Here is a 16,604-nt window from a genome sequence, read left to right as displayed (position 1 = left end):
TCGAACGACTAGGTACTTCGAACGACTAGGTACTTCGAACGACTAGGTACTTCGAACGACTAGGTACTTCGAACGACTAGGTACTTCCACCTGCTACAACGCACTGCCCGAACCCCGGTTTTGAACCTATCAGCGATCACCCTGAGTGCTGAGAGGAATTCCTTCCACTGCTATCGTGCTTCTAGATCACTGCCTAGCACCACGTCGCTTCGCGAGGGCTCCGTGGATGGAGCCGATGTCTCGCTCCATGGAAAGCAGTGTAGACCCGCCCGCCAGGAACCAATTGGATGAAAGGAGCGCGTTTTCATGCTCAATTCGTTCGATGGGCCGCCACCAAAGCGTTTGCCCGAATTCAAGCGCATCCAGCAAAATAATGAAATTGAAAGCTTCCGGCTGCACGCGCGCTGGCGGCGCCAAGCAAGCTCAGCAAACGCTGATTACTTAGCAGCTCAGTCCCGCGCTTCGCCGCTGTCTTCCTCGGCAAAGCGCGCGCGGCCTTGCGTCAAATCGCGCAGGGCAACGCGGGCTGCATCGCGCTTCGTCGCCGGCATTCGCAATACCAGCCGCACCGCCAGTTCATATTCGCTGTCGATGAGTTCCACCGCTTCCTGTTCCATCCAGCGGCGCACACGGGCTTCGTCCGGGTAGTCGATTTCTATCGCCAAGCGAGCTTGCGCAATCCGCTCCACACGCTCCGCGGACTGGAGCGCGCTCGCAATCGCGTCGGTATAGGCGCGCACGAGGCCGCCCGCCCCGAGCTTCACTCCACCGTAGTACCGCACGACCGCCGCCAAGACGCCGTCGAGATCGTGGTGACGCAATACCTCGAGAATCGGCCGCCCCGCCGTGCCTGAGGGCTCCCCATCGTCGGACATCCCCGATTGCCCGCCCGCGAGCAACGCCCAGCAAACGTGAGTGGCGCTAGGATGGGTGTCGCGCAATTGGCGCAGTGCCTGCATGGCGGCGTCGCGATCGGCCACGGGAATAGCATGCGCGATGAAGCGGCTCTTGCGGATCTCCAGTTCGGCCGTGACCGGGCCGGCGAGCGTGAAAGTGGGCAAAACGAACTTATCCCCAATTTTTGTTGGCAAACCTGTGAATAACCTGGTCACAGACTATGTAAGTGCTTGACACAAAAGCGTTGCGCACTCAGGTTCGCATTTGCGGCAGGTCGGACGCGGCGTGCCGGCAGCGGCCCGTCGCTGCCCCGATTATCGAATGCTGAAACCGAAATTGGCAATTGCGCCATCCGTCGGCAAGATTCCCGTCCGCCGCTGCCCGGACGATGGCATCATATGCGCCTGCTTTTCTCGGCCACACCCCCACTTTTCCGTTTTGCCCCGAATATGTCCGATCTGATCGTCCATGGCGGCCTCCCGCTTCGCGGGGAGATCACGCCGTCCGCCAATAAGAACGCTGTCCTCCCGATTCTTTGCGCGACTTTGCTGACCGACCAGCCGCTGCGGCTCGTCGGCGTGCCTGAAATCACCGACGTCAAGAAAATCCTCGACATTTTCCGCGCGCTAGGCAGCGACGTGTCGATGGATTTCTCGACGGGTATCCTCGATCTGCACCATCACGCCACGACGTTCGATCCGGCCAAGCATCGCTTGCCCGAGGAAATGCGCTCGTCGATCATGCTCGTGCCGCCGCTGCTCGCGCGATTCGGCGTGGCAAGGCTCGAAAACGACGTGAAGGGCTGCACACTCGGCGTGCGCGAGATCGACCCGCACGTGGAGGTATTCGAGCGTTTCGGCGCCCACGTGGAGCGCACCTCCGATTCGCTGATCGTGCATGCGCAAACGCGCATGGCCGCGAACGACCACTGGCTCGACTACGCGTCCGTCACCACGACGGAAAATTTCGTCTTGTGCGCGGTGTCCGCGTCGGGCACGTCGACGCTCGTGAATGCGGCCTCCGAGCCCCACGTCCAGGAGTTTTGCCGGTTCATCGCCATGCTGGGCGTACCGATCGAAGGCATCGGGACCTCACGTCTGGCCATCGAAGGCGGACACCGGCTCGGCGGCGGCGAGTTCCGCTTCAGCGAGGATTTCCATGAAATCGCGACGTTCCTCGCGCTGGGGGCGATTACGGGCGGCGAGATCGTCGTCAAAAACAGCGCACCCGAGCAATTTCCGCTGATCGATCGCACGTTCGCCAAATTCGGCGTAGACCTGGAGCACAAGGACGGTTGGTCGCGCGCGTTGCGCGAGGGCCCGCTGCGCGTGCGTCGTCCGTTTACGCCCAATATTCTGACGAAGGTGGAAGCGGCGCCCTGGCCTTATTTGCCCGTCGATTTGCTGCCGATCTTTATCGCGCTCGGCGTGCGCGCGGAAGGCAGCGCCATGTTCTGGAATAAGGTCTACGACGGCGCCATGGGGTGGTCGGTCGAACTGTCGAAGTTCGGTGCGCACGTTTTCCTGTCCGACCCGCATCGGCTCATCACGTTCGGCGGCATTCCTTTGAGTCCCGCAAAGGTCGAAAGCCCCTACATTATCCGCGTGGCGATCGCGCTGTTGATGGTCGCGGCAAGCATCGAAGGACGCTCGGTTATTACGAATGCACTGCCGATCCGGCGCGCGCATCCGCACTTCGTCGAAAACTTGCGTTCGGTCGGCGCGAACGTCGAATGGACGACAGGCGACTGAACGAAGCTGCCTCGACCGGCGATCGGCACCGCGACGAAGCCCATGCAACGGCATGGGCTTCGTTCACGCCATAAGCGAGGCACGCGGGTGCCGGCTATGCGTTTACTGCTGCACGCCCTTTTTCTTGGCAAGTTGCTGCGCCATCTGATAGTGGTGCTCGACGGTCGGCAGCCCCTTTTGCGCGAGCTTCTTCAGGTCGGCGTTCTGACCGTCGGAAATCTCCTTTTTGAAGGCCGCGATCGCATCTTCGTGGCCCTTGAGCCCGATCTTCGCGATATAGGCGTCGTCGAATTCCTTGCCCTTGAGCGGCTTCAATTCATCCAGCACACTCGTATCTGAATTGTCCTTCGGTGCCTCGACGCCGTGCGGGGTGGCCGCCTTCAATTGGACCGTGAGCTTCGTATGGTCGAGCATCATGTGATGCGCGAACGATTTGACGTCCTTGTCGCTGGAGTTTTTCTGAGCCAGCTTGCCGGCGTCGATTTCGGTCGAGGAGGACATGGACGCGGCTTGAACGAAATCGCGGTCCGGTTGCGGTAACGGATTGGCGGCCGTCGTCGATGCGGCTTCGGATTGCGTTGCCCCTGGCGTTTGGGCTTCGGCAATGCCGACGGGGAGCAGCAAGACGCAGCAGGTCAAGGCTAGAGCGGTTCGCTTCATTTAGGCTCCTTAAAAGCACAGCGTTCGTCAGAGCGATGCGCGCCGATGCCATTGGACCGGCGCGATCGTGCTTGCTGCGCCGCAAGCACCGTACCCAGCGGGCGGATATGAGCATTGCCCGCTGGGCGCACGTTTTGCTCGCGGAGAAAACATCGATGCAATCCATTACCACGTACAAATATGGAGACGATGCCGCTTACGCTCGACTGGCTGTCCGCCAGTACGCGCCTAGCCTGCGCGCTCGTGGCGGGCGCCGCTTTCGGGTTTGACCGGAGCGAGTCGGGCAAGGCCGCGGGCTTGCGCACGACGATTCTCGTTTGCCTGGCGGCCTGCGTCGCCATGTTGCAAGTCAATGCATTGCTTCCCGAAACCGGTAAGCAGCCGAACAGCTTCGCCACCCTCGATCTCATGCGGCTTCCCCTCGGGATACTGACTGGGATGGGTTTCATCGGCGCCGGCGCGGTATTTCGCAAGGACGGTTTGATCAGCGGCGTGACGACGGCCGCCATGCTGTGGTTCGTGACTGTGATCGGGCTGTGCCTCGGTGGCGGGCAATATCGGTTGGGGGGCGGCGCAAGCGTCGTCGGGCTGGCCGTGATGTGGGGGCTGAGGATGGTCGAGCACAAGCTGGAGCGCCGTAAGGCCGCCTGGCTGACGATCAAGCATCCCAGCGGTTCGGACTGCACTCGACGGCTCGCCGATGAACTTGCGCGGATAGGGTGCTCGGTCGAGCCGCGTGGCGGCGAGCGGCGAGAGGAGGGCACGTGCGAGTCGCGCTATCTCGTGCATTGGAAGGAGCCGTTCGACGTCCATCGTGTCGCGCCTTCTTTCGAGGAGATCGGGCGCGCGAGCGGCGCGCTCTCGCTTCAATGGTCGATGACCGACTGAGTGCGGGAGGCGTCGGGCTTCCTTCCACGGACCGGCCGATCGCAATCGATTAGGTATCCTTACGATTGCCGCAGCGGCGGTAGAGAAGGGTTTTCCGGCTGAGTGTAACGGCGTTCCACGGCCTCGCGAATCTTAGCTCGGCTATCGGCTGCGTCGAGCGTATGCGCTTGCTCGATCGAGCGTGCCTCGCTGGCCAATTCCTCGTCGCCGATGACTTCTCCGAACCAGTGAGAATAGTCGCCGCGCCGCAGATGGTATTGCCACGTATCGGCATCCACGCCATCTGCGATCTCTAGGAACAGCACGAGATTATGCGCGCGCAGATTCAGTTTGCCCTCCGGACCGCGGAAATAGAAGCTGCGCTCCGGGATTAGCAGGCCTTCCGCGTATTTGCGGTGATGGCGGCGGCGTTGCGTCGTGCCCGGTTCGACGGTAACCACGTGGATCTCGTTCGCGTGTTCCGCCGGGCGCTCATCGGCGGGATGCCAAACGAGCAACTGCCCGCGTTCGAGCTTATCGATGCCATCGAGCCGAGGCGGGCGGCGTCCGAGCGCTTCGCCGAAAGCGGCGATGGTCTTGTCGGGGTGCGCGCCGGTGACGAGCGCCGTGTTGACCTGGCGCAGCAGCGCGGGAGCGACTTGGTCCGGGTGCACGGTGACGGCCAGCGCGGTCTCGAGCATCGACGGAAGCGACTCGTCGGCCGGATTCCAATCGGCTGGAAATAGCTGATGCGCCTCCTCGAAGACTAGCCAGTGCGGTCTGCCCGTTTGAACTCTCAAGGCCTGTAGGCGCAACAGCAGGCTTGCGCAATAGCGTGGTCTTTCGACGAGCGGCACGCGCAGTAAATTGACGGCGACGCTTTGCTTTGGATTGCTCAGCAGTTGCACCGCGCTTTCGAGGGAGGGCGTGGTATGGGCGTCGCCGAGCGCCACGAGGTCGCCCTCGTGGCCATAGTCGCCTTCCGGATCGAAAATGCATGCTTGGTAGCCGGCATGGCGCAGCCGTTCGAGCAACGCGGCCGTCACCGTCGATTTGCCGCCGCCGGAGGGACCGGCGAGGAGCGCGATCGTGCCGTGCGCGTCGAGCAGGACCGGCGCATCGCCGCGCTCGGTCCGTCGATGGCCCAGCAACAGCTTGCAGCGCTCGAGCGCGGCCGTATGGCTTAGCAAGTCGTCTTCGACGAGCGCGGCGGCAAGCTCGGCCACGCCGCGGCCGCTTTCGCTCGGCGTCACCCAATCGGCGTGTGCTTTCAATGCCGGCAGCGCATTGGCCACGGCGACCGCGAATCCACATGCTTCGAGCAGCGGGTGATCGTTCTCGGCATCGCCCACGCCGGCGACATTGAGCGGCGAAAGATCGAGTTCGTCGAGTGCGGCCTGTAGTCCTGTCGCCTTCGTCACGCCCGGCGCGAGAATCATTACCGCGTCGCCGTTGAACACGACGTGCAGATCTAGCCCCAGGTCGCGAATCGCTTCGAGGGCGATCTGCTCGTTCGGCTTCATCGTCGCCACGAGCGTCTCGCTGACGCTGAACCGATCCATGCCGTGCTTGCGCAACGCTTCGACGAACGCCTTGGGCGGCGCGGGCGCCAAGAGGCGCTTTTCACCGCGATCGGGGCGGTACAGCACGCCGCCGTTTTCGGCGACGACCCGGGAGAACAGATCGAGCCGAGGGCAAATCGTGCGCAAATCCTCGAGTTCGCGGCCGCTGACGAGAATCAAATGGCGGCCCGATTGACGCAGCCGCTCGAGCGCGGCCCATGTGTCGTCCGACACGTTGCCGTCGGTGGCTAGGGTATTGTCGTAATCGGTTGCGAGCGCAACGAATCGCATCTCAGGCTCCTTGAAGCGAGGCCGCCGTGCACGCATCTTCGCGCGAGTGCGGGCTGCCAAGCAGGGTCTCGTAAATGTTTAGGTAATCGGCTGCCATGCGCGCGGCGCTGAAACGCTGCTCGAATGCGGCCCGGCATTGTCCGCGATCGATCTCGTGCAGCCGGCCGACGGCCCGTATCGCTTCCTCGACGTTATCGACGATGAAACCCGTGTGTCCATCATCGATGATTTCGGGCACGGAGCCACGCCCGAATGCGATGACGGGCGTGCCGCACGCCAGCGCTTCGATCAGTACGAGACCGAACGGCTCGGGCCAGTCGATGGGAAAGAGCAGTGCGCGGGCACCCGCCAACAGCGCGTGCTTGTCTCGATCGCCGAGTTCGCCCAAGTAGTCGACGCGCGGGTGGCGCATCAACGCCTCGATGTTTTCTTCGTAGTACCAACGATCGCCGTTATCGATTTTCGCGGCAATCTTGAGCGGCATCCCGGCACGCTCGGCGATTTGGATGGCGAGATCGGGGCGCTTCGGCGGCGCGATGCGGCCGAGGAACGCGAGGTAGTCGCCGGGCCGCGCATCGAACGCCGGCGTATCGGCCGGCATGCCGTGATAGACCGTGCCTTGCCATCGCGCGCCGGGCAGGGGCTTGCGCTGAGCATTGGAGATGGAGACGAGCGGGATATCGTCGAATGCACGGTAAAGCCGATCGAGACCCGGTATATCGAGCCGCCAATGCAGCGTCGTGAGGTGCGCGCAGGCCAGCCGCCGCGCAAAGGGAAAGCCTTGGTAGTCCGTATGAAAATGCACGATGTCGAATTCGCGGGAGCGCCGCACGACCTCTTCCAACATCGCGAAGTGGAACGCTTGGGGGTCGGCTGTCTCTTCTATGAGGCGTAGTGCGCACGGGCAAGCCGGAACGAGACGAGCGCGCGTGACTGAATCGGCACTGGCGAATAACGTCACGTCGTGGCCCGTATCCACGAGCGCCTCGGTCAGCCAGGAAACCACGCGTTCGATACCGCCATAGGCTTTGGGCGGCACGCTTTCATACAACGTCGAGACTTGGGCGATTCGCATGTCCGTGATCGTGTTCGTTGATCGCGAACGTCTTGCACGGGTCGTGCCCGGACAGGGCGAATCGAACGGGAGACAATGAAATCGCCGATACGGCTCGGCATGCCGAGCCGTATCGGCTCGCCGGCTCCTGGCCTATATTCGGCCCATCACGACGAGAATAACGACGATGATGACGATGATCCCAAGCGTGCCTGTCGGCGCATACCCCCAGCTACGGCTATGCGGCCATGCCGGAAACGCGCCGATCAGAAGCAAGATGAGAATGATGAGCAATATCGTGCCTAACATACCGCCCTCGCTTGACATGGTTGATAACGTGCGGCGCTAGCCGCTGGCGAACCGATCCGCAACTTATATGCCTCGCGGTTCGATTTGCTCGCCGCGCCCGGTGCGTCGCGGCTCTTGGACGGTTTTCCCGGGCGGCGGTATAGTCGCCGATTCGTCGACATTACAAACGGAATACGCCGTGACGACCTTTCATACGCTGGGCCGCCGTCATCCAAGCGCCCGCCAGGGAGCGGCGCGATGAGCGAGGAACGCGCGCTCGTCTGGTTTCGTCGAGATTTGCGCTGCGACGATCACTCGGCCCTAAGCCGCGCGCTGGCGAGCGCGGAGCGTGTATGGTGCGCCTTCGTCTTCGATACGACGATTCTCGAGCCGTTGCTGCAGCGCAAGCGCCGCGCGAACCCCGAGGGGATGCCTGCCGATCGCCGGATCGATTTCATTCTCGCTTCGCTCGTCGAACTCGATCAAACGCTGCGCAAACTTGGCGGCGGGCTTATCGTCGTGCACGGCGAACCCGTGCAATGCATCGCCGAGCTCGCCCGGCAGCTTCGCATCGATACCGTCTTCGCCAATCGCGACTACGAGCCGTCCGCGATGGCGCGCGACGAAGCGCTCGAGCGGGCGTTGCGGGCGATGGGTAGCCGGTTGGTCACGTTCAAGGACCAAGTGATTTTCGAGCGCGACGAGATTGTGAACATGCAGGGCAAGCCTTATACGGTGTTTACGCCGTACAAGCGCGCCTGGCTGGCGCGGCTGAGTCCAGCCGACGTGGCCCCTCGGCGCGTCGAACCGCGGCGGGGGCAGCTTCGTCCGCCGCCTGACTCGCTGCATAGCCGATGGCCGAGTCTCGGCGAGCTCGGCTTCGCGCCGAGCGACTTGCGGGCGCTCAAGTTGCCGCCCGGGATGCGAGGCGCGCGGCGCTTATTCGATGAATTCAACGAGCGTATCGATCGCTACGAGATGCAGCGTAATTTTCCTGCCGTGAAAGGGCCGAGCTACCTCTCCACGCACTTGCGGTTCGGCACGATCTCGATTCGCACCCTGGTGCGAGCAGCGCATGCGTTGACGCTTCAGCCCGGCGGGGGCGGAGCCGGTACATGGTTGTCCGAACTCGTTTGGCGCGAGTTTTTCTTTATGGTTCTGGCGATGAACCCGCAATTGGCGAGCGGGGCGTCGTTCAAACGCGAATACGACGCACTGAAGTGGGAAAGCGGCCCGCGGGCCGATGCGCATTTCGATGCGTGGCGGGAGGGCAAGACGGGATACCCGCTCGTCGATGCGGGCATGCGGCAACTGTTGAAGACAGGCTACATGCATAACCGCTTGCGGATGGTGACCGCGAGTTTTCTCGTGAAGGACTTGGGTATCGACTGGCGGCTCGGCGAAGCGCATTTCGATGAATGGCTCAACGATTTCGACTTCGCCGCCAATAACGGCGGATGGCAGTGGGCCGCTTCCACGGGATGCGACGCACAGCCATGGTTTCGCATCTTCAATCCCGTCACTCAATCGAAGCAGTACGACCCGCACGGAAAGTTCATCAAGCGCTACGTGCCCGAGCTCGAGGCTGTGCCGGAGAAATGGATTCACGCGCCATGGCTCGCCGCGCCCGAGTCACTGGCGGCCGTGGGCTTCGCCCTAGGCCGCGACTACCCGTTTCCGATCGTCGACCATGCGAAGGCGAGAGCGGCGACGCTCGCGCGTTACCGAGCGGCGAGCACCGATGACGATGACGCGCTTAGCGAGCCAGCGCATTAAGCAGCCATTTCCAAGTTGCCGATGACGGCGGCTAAGAAACGCGCGGCTTCGCCGCCTGTCACGACGCGATGATCGAACGTTAGGCTGAGCGGCAAGATCGCATGCACGGCAGGCTTGCCTTCGTGCACGACGACCGCGTCGTGCACGCGGCCGGCGCCTAGAATCGCGACCGTCGGCGGTACGACGATCGGCGCGGCGTACTTTCCGGCGATCATCCCGAAGTTCGACAGCGTAATCGTATTGCCCCGCATTTCCTCGGGCGGAATCTTGCGCGCTTTCATGTCGGCGCGCATCCGGTCCAATCCCGCACGCAGATCCTGCGCGTCGCGATTCGCGACGTCGCGCAGGACGGGCACGAACAATCCGTCCGGTAAATCGACGGCAATGCCGACATCGATTTTGGCCAGTACGCGCCGTCGAGCCGTGCGTCCGTCGAACCAGGCGTTCAAGCCCGGCTGGGCGCGGCAACCCGCGACGAGGGCGCGGATCAAACGAATCGTCACGTCGGCGCCGGGTTCCCAGGCGTCGATATCGGCGTCGTCGATGACCGTTGCCGCCGCCACCTCGCTTTGCGCCTGCGCCATGTTTTGCGCCATCGCGCGGCGTACCCCGCGCAGCGTTTCGGGCGGGCCGAGTTCGGCTAATAGCTTCGCCGTCCGTTCGACATCGCTTGCCGTTACGACGCCGTCCGGTCCCGTGGGCATGATCATGGTCAGGTCGATATCGAGCGTGCGGGCCAGTGCGCGCACGGCCGGCGTCGCCCGCACGGCCATCGTGCCCACGCGTGCTCCCGTCGGCGCGGCAAAGCTTGGCGGCCCCTCGCGCACGACGTGCTCGCTCGCCTCGATACGCCCGACGACGGTGCCCGCATCGGCCGCGCTCCCTTCGCCTTCGAATCCAACCAGCGCCGCGCCTAAATGCACGATGTCGCCTTTGTTGCCATAGAGCTTTGCAATGCGTCCCGCTTGCGGCGAGGGGATTTCGACGATCGCCTTGGCCGTTTCCACCGCGACGAGCGGCTGATCGGCCTTGATCTCATCGCCGGCCTTCACGTGCCATTCGACGATCTCGGCTTCTTGGAGCCCTTCGCCGAGATCGGGCAACTTGAATATATTCATGTGGATGCCTCGAGCGTTTTTCGTACGGCGCCGACGATGCGCGCGACGCTCGGCATGTACTGCGCCTCTAGCCTGAACAGCGGGACGACGACGTCGTACCCGGTCACGCGCTCGATCGGCGCGAGCAACGAGTAAAGTCCGCGCTCGGCGATCGTGGCTGCGATTTCGGCGCCGAGCCCGCAGGTGCGTGGGGCCTCGTGCACGATGACGCAGCGTCCCGTCTTGGCCACTGAAGCCAAGATCGTGTCCATGTCGAGCGGTTTGAGTGTCGCCACGTCGATGACTTCGGCGGCAATGCCGTCCGTCGCCAATTCGTCGGCGGCCCTAAGTACTTCCTGCAGCATGGCGCCCCATGCCACGAGCGTGACGTCCGTGCCCTCGCGCAACGCGAAACAGGTATCGAGCGGCAGCGCCTGGCCGTCGTCTTGGACGTCTTGTTTGAATAGGCGGTATAGGCGCGTGGGTTCCAAGAAGATCACCGGATCGGGGTCGTCGATCGCGGCGAGCAACAATCCATAAGCGCGGGCCGGAGAGGAGGGCATGACGACACGCAAGCCGGGGATATGGGCGAACAGCGATTCGGGGCTTTCCGAGTGATGCTCGGGAGCATGAATCCCCGCGCCGCAGGGCGAGCGGATCACCAGCGGGCAACCGAGCCGGCCGCGCGTTCGATGGCGCAAGCGCGCAGCATGATTGAGTAGCTGATCGATGGCCGGATAAATGAAGCCCGTGAATTGAATCTCGGCGACCGGATGCAAGCCCATCGCGGCCATCCCGATGGCGGTACCGGCGATGCCCGCTTCGGCGAGCGGCGTATCGATCACGCGTTGCGCCCCGAACCGGGCCTGCAAACCGAGCGTCGCGCGAAACACGCCGCCATTCGCGCCGATATCCTCGCCGAGCAGCACGACCGACGCATCATGTTCGAGCGCATGCGCCAGCGCGAGGTTCACGGCTTCGACGAGCGTGAGATCAGCCATGATCGCTACCTCGATAAGCCGCCGATTGCAGCGCAGTCGATAGCTGGTCGTTCAATGCGCGCGGCAGCGACGCATAGAGATGATCGAACATTGCAGACGGATCGAGCGGCCCTATCGCGAGATACGCCTGCACCGCGGCATCGACACGCTGCGCGCATTCGCGAATCAGTGCGTCTTCGTCCGCTTTGTCCCAAGCATTCAGCGCAACGAGGTATTTGCGCAACCGCACGATCGGTTCCTCGAGCCATGCCCCGGCGACGAGTTCGGGGTCCCGGTAGCGCGTCGCATCATCGGCCGTCGTGTGATCGCCGAGACGATAGCTCACCGCTTCGATCAGCGTAGGGCCTTCGCCGCGCCGCGCTTTGGCCAGTGCCTCGCGCGCGGCTTCGTGGACCGCGATCACATCGTTGCCGTCGACTTGGCGTCCTTCGATCCCGGCGGCGATTGCCTTTTGCGCGAGCGTCCGCGCGGCCGTCTGCGCTGCGCGCGGTACTGAGATGGCCCACTGATTGTCGTTGACGACGATGACGAGTGGCGCTTGCCAGACGCCCGCCATATTCATCGCTTCGTAGAAATCGCCCTTCGACGTCCCACCGTCGCCGACGATCGTCACTGCCACGCGCGGCTCGTTTCGCAAGCGAAACGCGTACGCCGCCCCGGCCGCGTGCGCCACTTGCGAGGCGATGGGAACGCAGTTCGGGAAATCATGCGGAGCGGCGGCGAAGTTGCTGCCGCGTTCGTCGCCTCCCCAGTACAGCAAACTTTCCGTCATGGTGACCCCGCGCAGCAGTTGCGCGGCATGGTCGCGATAGGAAGGAAAGAGCGCATCCTCCGGCCGCATCGCCGAGGCGAGGCCCACGCCGATGGCTTCTTGTCCGACCGAGGAAGCGAACGTGCCGAGCTTGCCGGTGCGTTGCAGCGCAACGGCCTTCGCGTCGAAAGCGCGCGTCAGCACCATGGCCCGATAGAACCCCGAGAGAATATTCGGATCTTTGGCGAAGTCGGGTAGCGATTGCGCGGGTACGCCGCCAGGATCGAGAAACCGGGTGTACTCGATATCAAAGCTGGCGACCGTCGTCATGATCGATGTCCTTCCGCGCGCTCGCGGCCGGGTGCTGCTCTTGTTCTTCTTCAAACGTTAGTACGTTTGCATCCGAAAACAAGGGGGAGTGGGCGCGTTGCGCGAGCGACGCGGCTAAGCATCGGGGCCCGTCCGGGTCGGTGGTACGCCTAGCAACTGGAGCGCGCCGCCGGCTACGGACGAGAACACCGGGCCCGCAACGGGACCGCCGTAATACGAGCGCTTTGAGGGTTCGTCGATCATTACCGCCACGACGAGACGCGGTGCGTCGATCGGTGCAATGCCGACGAAGAGCGAACGATACTTGCCTTTGGCATATCCCGTACCAGCATGCTTCCACGCCGTCCCCGTCTTGCCGCCCACCCGATAGCCTTCGACCCGAGCCGCGCCGCCCGTACCGCCTTCGAGCGTCGCGGCTTCGAGCATGGTGCGCAGCGCGGCCGCCGTCGCCGCGGTCGTAACCGGAGCGGCGTGCTCGGGAGCAGGCGGGCTGTCGGAGGATGGTTCACGGGCTAGTAGCGAGACGGGACGCATCGTGCCGTCGCCGGCCAGCGCCGTATACGCCTGCGCCATTTGCAGCAGCGACGTCGACAAGCCGTAGCCGTAGGCCATCGTCGCTTGCTCGACGGGCCGCCATCGCGCCCATGGCCTCAGCTTTCCGGCCGCGACGCCGGGGAACGGCAGCGGCGGGGCGACGCCGAGACCGTACTGTCGATAGGCCGTCCAGAGCGACTCCGGCGGGAGCGTCAATCCAATCTTGGCGAGCGCGATATTGCTCGAGGTCGTGAGCGCTTCCGCCACGCTGACCGTGCCGTGGTTGGTCGTATCGTGGATCGTATTGCGGCCGATCCGGTACCAGCCCGGCGCGGTATCGATGAGCGTCTCCGGGCGGATCCGCCCTGCTTCGATCGCCGTTGCGATGGCGAGCGGCTTGATCGTCGAACCGGGTTCGAACGTATCGACGGCGGCGCGGTTGCGCATCGTGTTGGCCGTTAGGCTCGCGCGGGCATTCGGGTCGAACGATGGGGCATTGGCCAGCGCCAGGATTTCGCCGGTATTGGCGTCGAGTACGACGACGCTTCCGGCTTGCGCCTCGTGCCGTTCGAGCGCCGCTTTCAGTTGGGCGAACGCGAGCTGTTGAATCCGTCGATCGATCGTGAGCCGCACCGTTTGCCCATGACGGGCCGGTACGAGCGGGCGCAAGTCCGATACGACGCGCCCTAGCCGGTCTCGTATGACCTCGCGTTCGCCCGGCTGGCCGGTGAGCAAACGGTCGGCCGCGAGTTCGACGCCTTCTTGCCCCACGTCGTCGCTGTCGGTCAGCCCCACGACGTGCGCGGCCGATTCGCCTTCGGGATAAAAACGCTTGGAGGTGGGAATTTGCGTGACGCCCGGTAGTGCGAGATCGGTGATTCGGCTGGCCGTTTGCGCATCGACATGGCGTTTGAGCAGAACGTTCGAGCGTCCCGAATCGAGGCGCGACTGCACGTGAGCTTTACGTACGCCCAGCGTTTTTGCGAGCGGTTCTAGCGCGTTGCGGTCGAACCGCTTGGGGTCGGCCCATATTTCGTAGGTGGTGAGGCTGACGGCCAGTAGCGCGCCGTCTCGATCGACGATCGGGCCGCGTTTCGCTTCGAGCGAGAGCATTTGCCGATGCCGCTTTTCGCCCTGTGCGACATGAAAATCATGTTCGACGATCTGCACCCAGCCCGCGCGGGCAACGAGCGCCGCGAACGCCAAGCTGATGAGGAGCATGACGCAGGTGGAGCGTTTCGGATGCCAGCGCGGCGTGACCAGGTCGTCGCCCCTCAGCGAGCGGGACGAATATGGGGTGGGGCGTTGGGGCTTCGATGAGGGCATTGAACGGGCGTCGTTCTCATGGAGCGCCCGATGGCGCGAGGCCCGTATTGTAATAAAAATGTAAGTATTCGGGCGAGCCCCGCGCTAACGCCTAGATGCCGTCGATGGCGTTGACGGCGCATCGATCGCATCCTTGAGATCATTGCGCGTCAACGCGAAGCCCAATGAATCCGGACCTTACGTCGGCAAGGAAAATCCGGAGATTGCCTCGCGCAACACGCCTGCTTGGTCCTTCAGCGATTGAGCGGCAGCCGCGGCTTCTTCCACGAGCGCGGCGTTTTGCTGCGTGACTTTGTCCATCTCGCCCACGGCGCGGTTCACCTGCTCGATACCGGCGCTTTGCTCGCGCGACGCATGGCTGATCTCCTCGAGGATTTCATTGACACGCCGCACCGATTGGACGATCTCACCCATCGTCGAGCCGGCATTCGCGACGAGCGCGGCGCCTTGATCGACGGTGTTCGTCGACGACTCGATGAGCGCTTTGATCTCCTTGGCCGCCGTGGCGGAACGCTGAGCGAGGCTGCGCACTTCCGATGCGACGACGGCGAAGCCTCGCCCTTGCTCGCCGGCTCGCGCTGCTTCCACGGCCGCGTTCAGTGCGAGGATATTGGTTTGGAATGCGATGCCGTCGATAACGCCGATGATGTCGCCGATCTTCTGCGAGCTCGACGTGATCTCGTTCATCGTGCGCACGACGTCGTCCACGACGCTGCTGCCGCGGGTGGCCACGTCCGCAGCCTGTTCGGCGAGCTTGGCCGCTTGCGAGGCGCTTTCCGCGTTCATCTTCACGTTCGTGGTCATCTGATCCATGCTCGACGCCGTTTGCACGAGCGCCGCGGCTTGCTGCTCGGTGCGCTGCGACAGATCGGTATTGCCGGCGGCGATCTCGCTCGCGCCCACATTGATGTTTTCGGTGCCGGAGCGCACGCGCATGACCGCTTCGACGAGGCCCGACTGCATCTGTGCGAGCACGGACATCAAGCTCGCATCATCGTCATGGGTGACCGGGATGCGCGCCGTCAGATCGCCTTGCGCGATGCGCCGCGCCGTGTCGACGGCCACTTCGAGATCGCCGCCGAGTCCGCGTCGCACGCTGCGCAGAACGAGCACCATAGCCACAGTGGCTGCAATGCCCAGTACGGCGATGATGCCGACCCAGCGCACGACACTGGCCATGAACGCGGCGTTGATGTCATCCATATACATGCCGGTGACGAGGTCCCAGTCCCATGGCGCGAAGCGCAATCCGTACGACATTTTCGGGACGGGCACCTGGCTGCCGGGTTTGGACCAGAGGTAATGGATGAAGCCGCCCTGCGGTTCGGCCGACGCTTTGACGATGTCTTGGAACAGGTGATTGCCGGCTGGGTCAGTGAAATTGGCCATGTTCTTGCCGGTCAGCTCGGGCTTGATCGGATGCATGAGCATGACCGCTTGCGAGTCGTTGACCGAGAAGTAGCCATCCTTGCCGTATCGCAGAACCGAAATGGCCTGAAGCCCCTGCTTCTTGGCGTCGTCCTCGCTCATGACATGCTGCTGGGACGCGTCGTAGTAGTGCTGCGCGATACTGTTCGCCTGCTGCACGAGCGCGACGAGTTCGCTCTTGCGGTCGTCGATCATCGATGCGCGGTTTTGCCAAACGCCGGCGATCCCGATGAGGATCAGCCCAGCCCAAAGCACCGCGATCATCGAGCCCAGCTTCTGATTCAAAGTCATTTTCTGCATGCGTCGCTCTCGATTGGTCAGTCGAATCGGCGGCTTCGCAAGGGCACTTCTCGAGATGAAGCCGCACATAACCGGTCTATCGACGTAAGGTCTGAAGCGGCGCAGGGGGAAAAACCCTGATTTGGATCATGGGGCGCTTTTGTCGCAGGGCGCCGACGGTGCTGCTATGACGGGTTTTTGTCGGGCGGTCCTTCGGGCCGTTGCGGTTCGTCGTTGTGATGTCCGGGCGCCGGCGGGATGACGGGCTCGCCCTCGGGGTCGCGCGTGGGGTCGGCGAGGGGATCGGGAATCGGTGCGGTGTGCATGCGGTAGTCCATGGCGTATGCGGATCGGATGAAGGGTGGTCAAGGTCCGAGACGGCGCGAAGCATCGCTTCTTTTATATGCTATCCGTGGGATGTGCGCGTTTCATTTCGGCGCAGGGGGCGAGCTGATGGTGCTGCGTTTTCATACGCGCGGAGCGCAGCATAAAGCGTGCCCTGAGCGAAACCCGTCGCAGTTCGATCGAGGCGGGTGTTAAGTGCGCAGTCGGCTATATAGCGAGCGAGCTGCTTTGCCGTCCGCATTTGCGTTTGTACTTCCGCGCGGGCATACTGCCCCGCAGTACGAGCTAACGTCAATAGTGGTGTATGAACAAATTGACGGCGATCGATTTCAAGCGGCGAGTTTCTGCTGAACCGGCCGATCGTCTT

Annotated in this window: 15 protein-coding genes; 3 read left to right on the top strand and 12 right to left on the bottom strand. The window is 63.3% G+C overall.

Translation table 11 applies throughout. From position 1 onward, the window contains the following. Nucleotides 1–449 precede the first annotated feature (449 nt). The gene (locus DXT59_RS11235; protein WP_116136986.1) at nucleotides 450–1,061 is read right to left on the bottom strand and encodes an IMPACT family protein; all 612 of its coding nucleotides are present in this window, start codon (nucleotides 1,059–1,061) and stop codon (nucleotides 450–452) included. A gap of 285 nt (nucleotides 1,062–1,346) precedes the next feature. Here DXT59_RS11235 and DXT59_RS11230 point away from each other — a divergent pair, with 285 nt between their 5' ends. Then, the gene (locus DXT59_RS11230; protein ID WP_116136985.1) at nucleotides 1,347–2,648 is read left to right on the top strand and encodes a UDP-N-acetylglucosamine 1-carboxyvinyltransferase; all 1,302 of its coding nucleotides are present in this window, start codon (nucleotides 1,347–1,349) and stop codon (nucleotides 2,646–2,648) included. A gap of 102 nt (nucleotides 2,649–2,750) precedes the next feature. Here DXT59_RS11230 and DXT59_RS11225 read toward each other — a convergent pair whose 3' ends face one another. Further along, a complete protein-coding gene (locus DXT59_RS11225) occupies nucleotides 2,751–3,308 on the bottom strand; it encodes a DUF4142 domain-containing protein (protein ID WP_116136984.1) in 558 nt (185 codons plus the stop codon). Nucleotides 3,309–3,497: 189 nt separating this feature from the next. Between DXT59_RS11225 and DXT59_RS11220 the strand changes: the two genes are divergently transcribed. Next, entirely contained in the window at nucleotides 3,498–4,196 is a 699-nt protein-coding gene (locus tag DXT59_RS11220; RefSeq protein WP_420823384.1) for an MgtC/SapB family protein, read from the top strand. Nucleotides 4,197–4,255: 59 nt separating this feature from the next. Here DXT59_RS11220 and DXT59_RS11215 read toward each other — a convergent pair whose 3' ends face one another. The 3 genes from DXT59_RS11215 to DXT59_RS11205 form a co-directional block, all read right to left on the bottom strand. Further along, entirely contained in the window at nucleotides 4,256–6,028 is a 1,773-nt protein-coding gene (locus DXT59_RS11215) for an HAD family hydrolase (protein ID WP_116136982.1), read from the bottom strand. Between the two features lies 1 nt (nucleotide 6,029). Further along, nucleotides 6,030–7,103, bottom strand: coding sequence for a glycosyltransferase family 4 protein (locus DXT59_RS11210; protein ID WP_116136981.1), 1,074 nt, complete (start codon nucleotides 7,101–7,103; stop codon nucleotides 6,030–6,032). Nucleotides 7,104–7,235: 132 nt separating this feature from the next. Then, nucleotides 7,236–7,391, bottom strand: a complete 156-nt coding sequence (locus DXT59_RS11205; protein ID WP_102644793.1) for a DUF3309 family protein — start codon at nucleotides 7,389–7,391, stop codon at nucleotides 7,236–7,238. Between the two features lie 237 nt (nucleotides 7,392–7,628). Between DXT59_RS11205 and DXT59_RS11200 the strand changes: the two genes are divergently transcribed. Continuing rightward, nucleotides 7,629–9,146: a cryptochrome/photolyase family protein gene (locus tag DXT59_RS11200; protein WP_116136980.1), complete on the top strand. Its 1,518-nt coding sequence runs from the start codon at nucleotides 7,629–7,631 to the stop codon at nucleotides 9,144–9,146. Here the strand turns inward: DXT59_RS11200 and DXT59_RS11195 are convergent. The 7 genes from DXT59_RS11195 to DXT59_RS30935 form a co-directional block, all read right to left on the bottom strand. After that, nucleotides 9,143–10,264 (bottom strand): dihydrolipoamide acetyltransferase family protein, encoded by a 1,122-nt coding sequence (locus DXT59_RS11195; protein WP_116136979.1) that lies wholly within the window; start codon nucleotides 10,262–10,264, stop codon nucleotides 9,143–9,145. The two genes, DXT59_RS11200 and DXT59_RS11195, sit on opposite strands and share 4 nt — an antisense overlap. Continuing rightward, complete coding sequence (locus DXT59_RS11190) at nucleotides 10,261–11,244, bottom strand: alpha-ketoacid dehydrogenase subunit beta (protein WP_116136978.1); 984 nt, start codon at nucleotides 11,242–11,244, stop codon at nucleotides 10,261–10,263. The genes DXT59_RS11195 and DXT59_RS11190 overlap by 4 nt, the downstream gene beginning before the upstream one ends. Further along, complete coding sequence (gene pdhA, locus DXT59_RS11185) at nucleotides 11,237–12,325, bottom strand: pyruvate dehydrogenase (acetyl-transferring) E1 component subunit alpha (RefSeq protein ID WP_116136977.1); 1,089 nt, start codon at nucleotides 12,323–12,325, stop codon at nucleotides 11,237–11,239. Before pdhA ends, DXT59_RS11190 begins: the two co-directional genes overlap by 8 nt. Before the next feature lie 114 nt (nucleotides 12,326–12,439). Beyond that, nucleotides 12,440–14,185 (bottom strand): peptidoglycan D,D-transpeptidase FtsI family protein, encoded by a 1,746-nt coding sequence (locus DXT59_RS11180; RefSeq protein WP_116136976.1) that lies wholly within the window; start codon nucleotides 14,183–14,185, stop codon nucleotides 12,440–12,442. 177 nt (nucleotides 14,186–14,362) lie between these two features. Beyond that, entirely contained in the window at nucleotides 14,363–15,904 is a 1,542-nt protein-coding gene (locus DXT59_RS11175) for a methyl-accepting chemotaxis protein (protein WP_116136988.1), read from the bottom strand. Between the two features lie 173 nt (nucleotides 15,905–16,077). Continuing rightward, entirely contained in the window at nucleotides 16,078–16,218 is a 141-nt protein-coding gene (locus tag DXT59_RS30565; protein WP_162878043.1) for a hypothetical protein, read from the bottom strand. An 80-nt stretch (nucleotides 16,219–16,298) separates the two neighbouring features. Beyond that, on the bottom strand, nucleotides 16,299–16,604 hold a 306-nt coding region (locus DXT59_RS30935), incomplete at its 5' end, for a hypothetical protein (RefSeq protein ID WP_205417407.1).

It is taken from the genome of Trinickia diaoshuihuensis (genome assembly GCF_003390925.1).
GTDB classification, from domain to species: domain Bacteria; phylum Pseudomonadota; class Gammaproteobacteria; order Burkholderiales; family Burkholderiaceae; genus Trinickia; species Trinickia diaoshuihuensis.
The sequence above is the reverse complement of the archived record's forward strand: the minus strand, read 5'-3'. Positions and strand labels throughout refer to the sequence as shown.

Excerpts from the sequence above, each read along its gene's own strand:
- DXT59_RS11230 (WP_116136985.1), top strand. The coding sequence starts at position 1,347 with ATGTCCGATCTGATCGTCCATGGCGGCCTCCCGCTTCGCGGGGAGATC.
- DXT59_RS11225 (WP_116136984.1), bottom strand. The coding sequence starts at position 3,308 with ATGAAGCGAACCGCTCTAGCCTTGACCTGCTGCGTCTTGCTGCTCCCC.
- DXT59_RS11220 (WP_420823384.1), top strand. The coding sequence starts at position 3,498 with ATGCCGCTTACGCTCGACTGGCTGTCCGCCAGTACGCGCCTAGCCTGC.
- DXT59_RS11215 (WP_116136982.1), bottom strand. The coding sequence starts at position 6,028 with ATGCGATTCGTTGCGCTCGCAACCGATTACGACAATACCCTAGCCACC.
- DXT59_RS11210 (WP_116136981.1), bottom strand. The coding sequence starts at position 7,103 with ATGCGAATCGCCCAAGTCTCGACGTTGTATGAAAGCGTGCCGCCCAAA.
- DXT59_RS11205 (WP_102644793.1), bottom strand. The coding sequence starts at position 7,391 with ATGTTAGGCACGATATTGCTCATCATTCTCATCTTGCTTCTGATCGGC.
- DXT59_RS11200 (WP_116136980.1), top strand. The coding sequence starts at position 7,629 with ATGAGCGAGGAACGCGCGCTCGTCTGGTTTCGTCGAGATTTGCGCTGC.
- DXT59_RS11195 (WP_116136979.1), bottom strand. The coding sequence starts at position 10,264 with ATGAATATATTCAAGTTGCCCGATCTCGGCGAAGGGCTCCAAGAAGCC.
- DXT59_RS11190 (WP_116136978.1), bottom strand. The coding sequence starts at position 11,244 with ATGGCTGATCTCACGCTCGTCGAAGCCGTGAACCTCGCGCTGGCGCAT.
- pdhA (WP_116136977.1), bottom strand. The coding sequence starts at position 12,325 with ATGACGACGGTCGCCAGCTTTGATATCGAGTACACCCGGTTTCTCGAT.
- DXT59_RS11180 (WP_116136976.1), bottom strand. The coding sequence starts at position 14,185 with ATGCCCTCATCGAAGCCCCAACGCCCCACCCCATATTCGTCCCGCTCG.
- DXT59_RS11175 (WP_116136988.1), bottom strand. The coding sequence starts at position 15,904 with ATGACTTTGAATCAGAAGCTGGGCTCGATGATCGCGGTGCTTTGGGCT.
- DXT59_RS30565 (WP_162878043.1), bottom strand. The coding sequence starts at position 16,218 with ATGCACACCGCACCGATTCCCGATCCCCTCGCCGACCCCACGCGCGAC.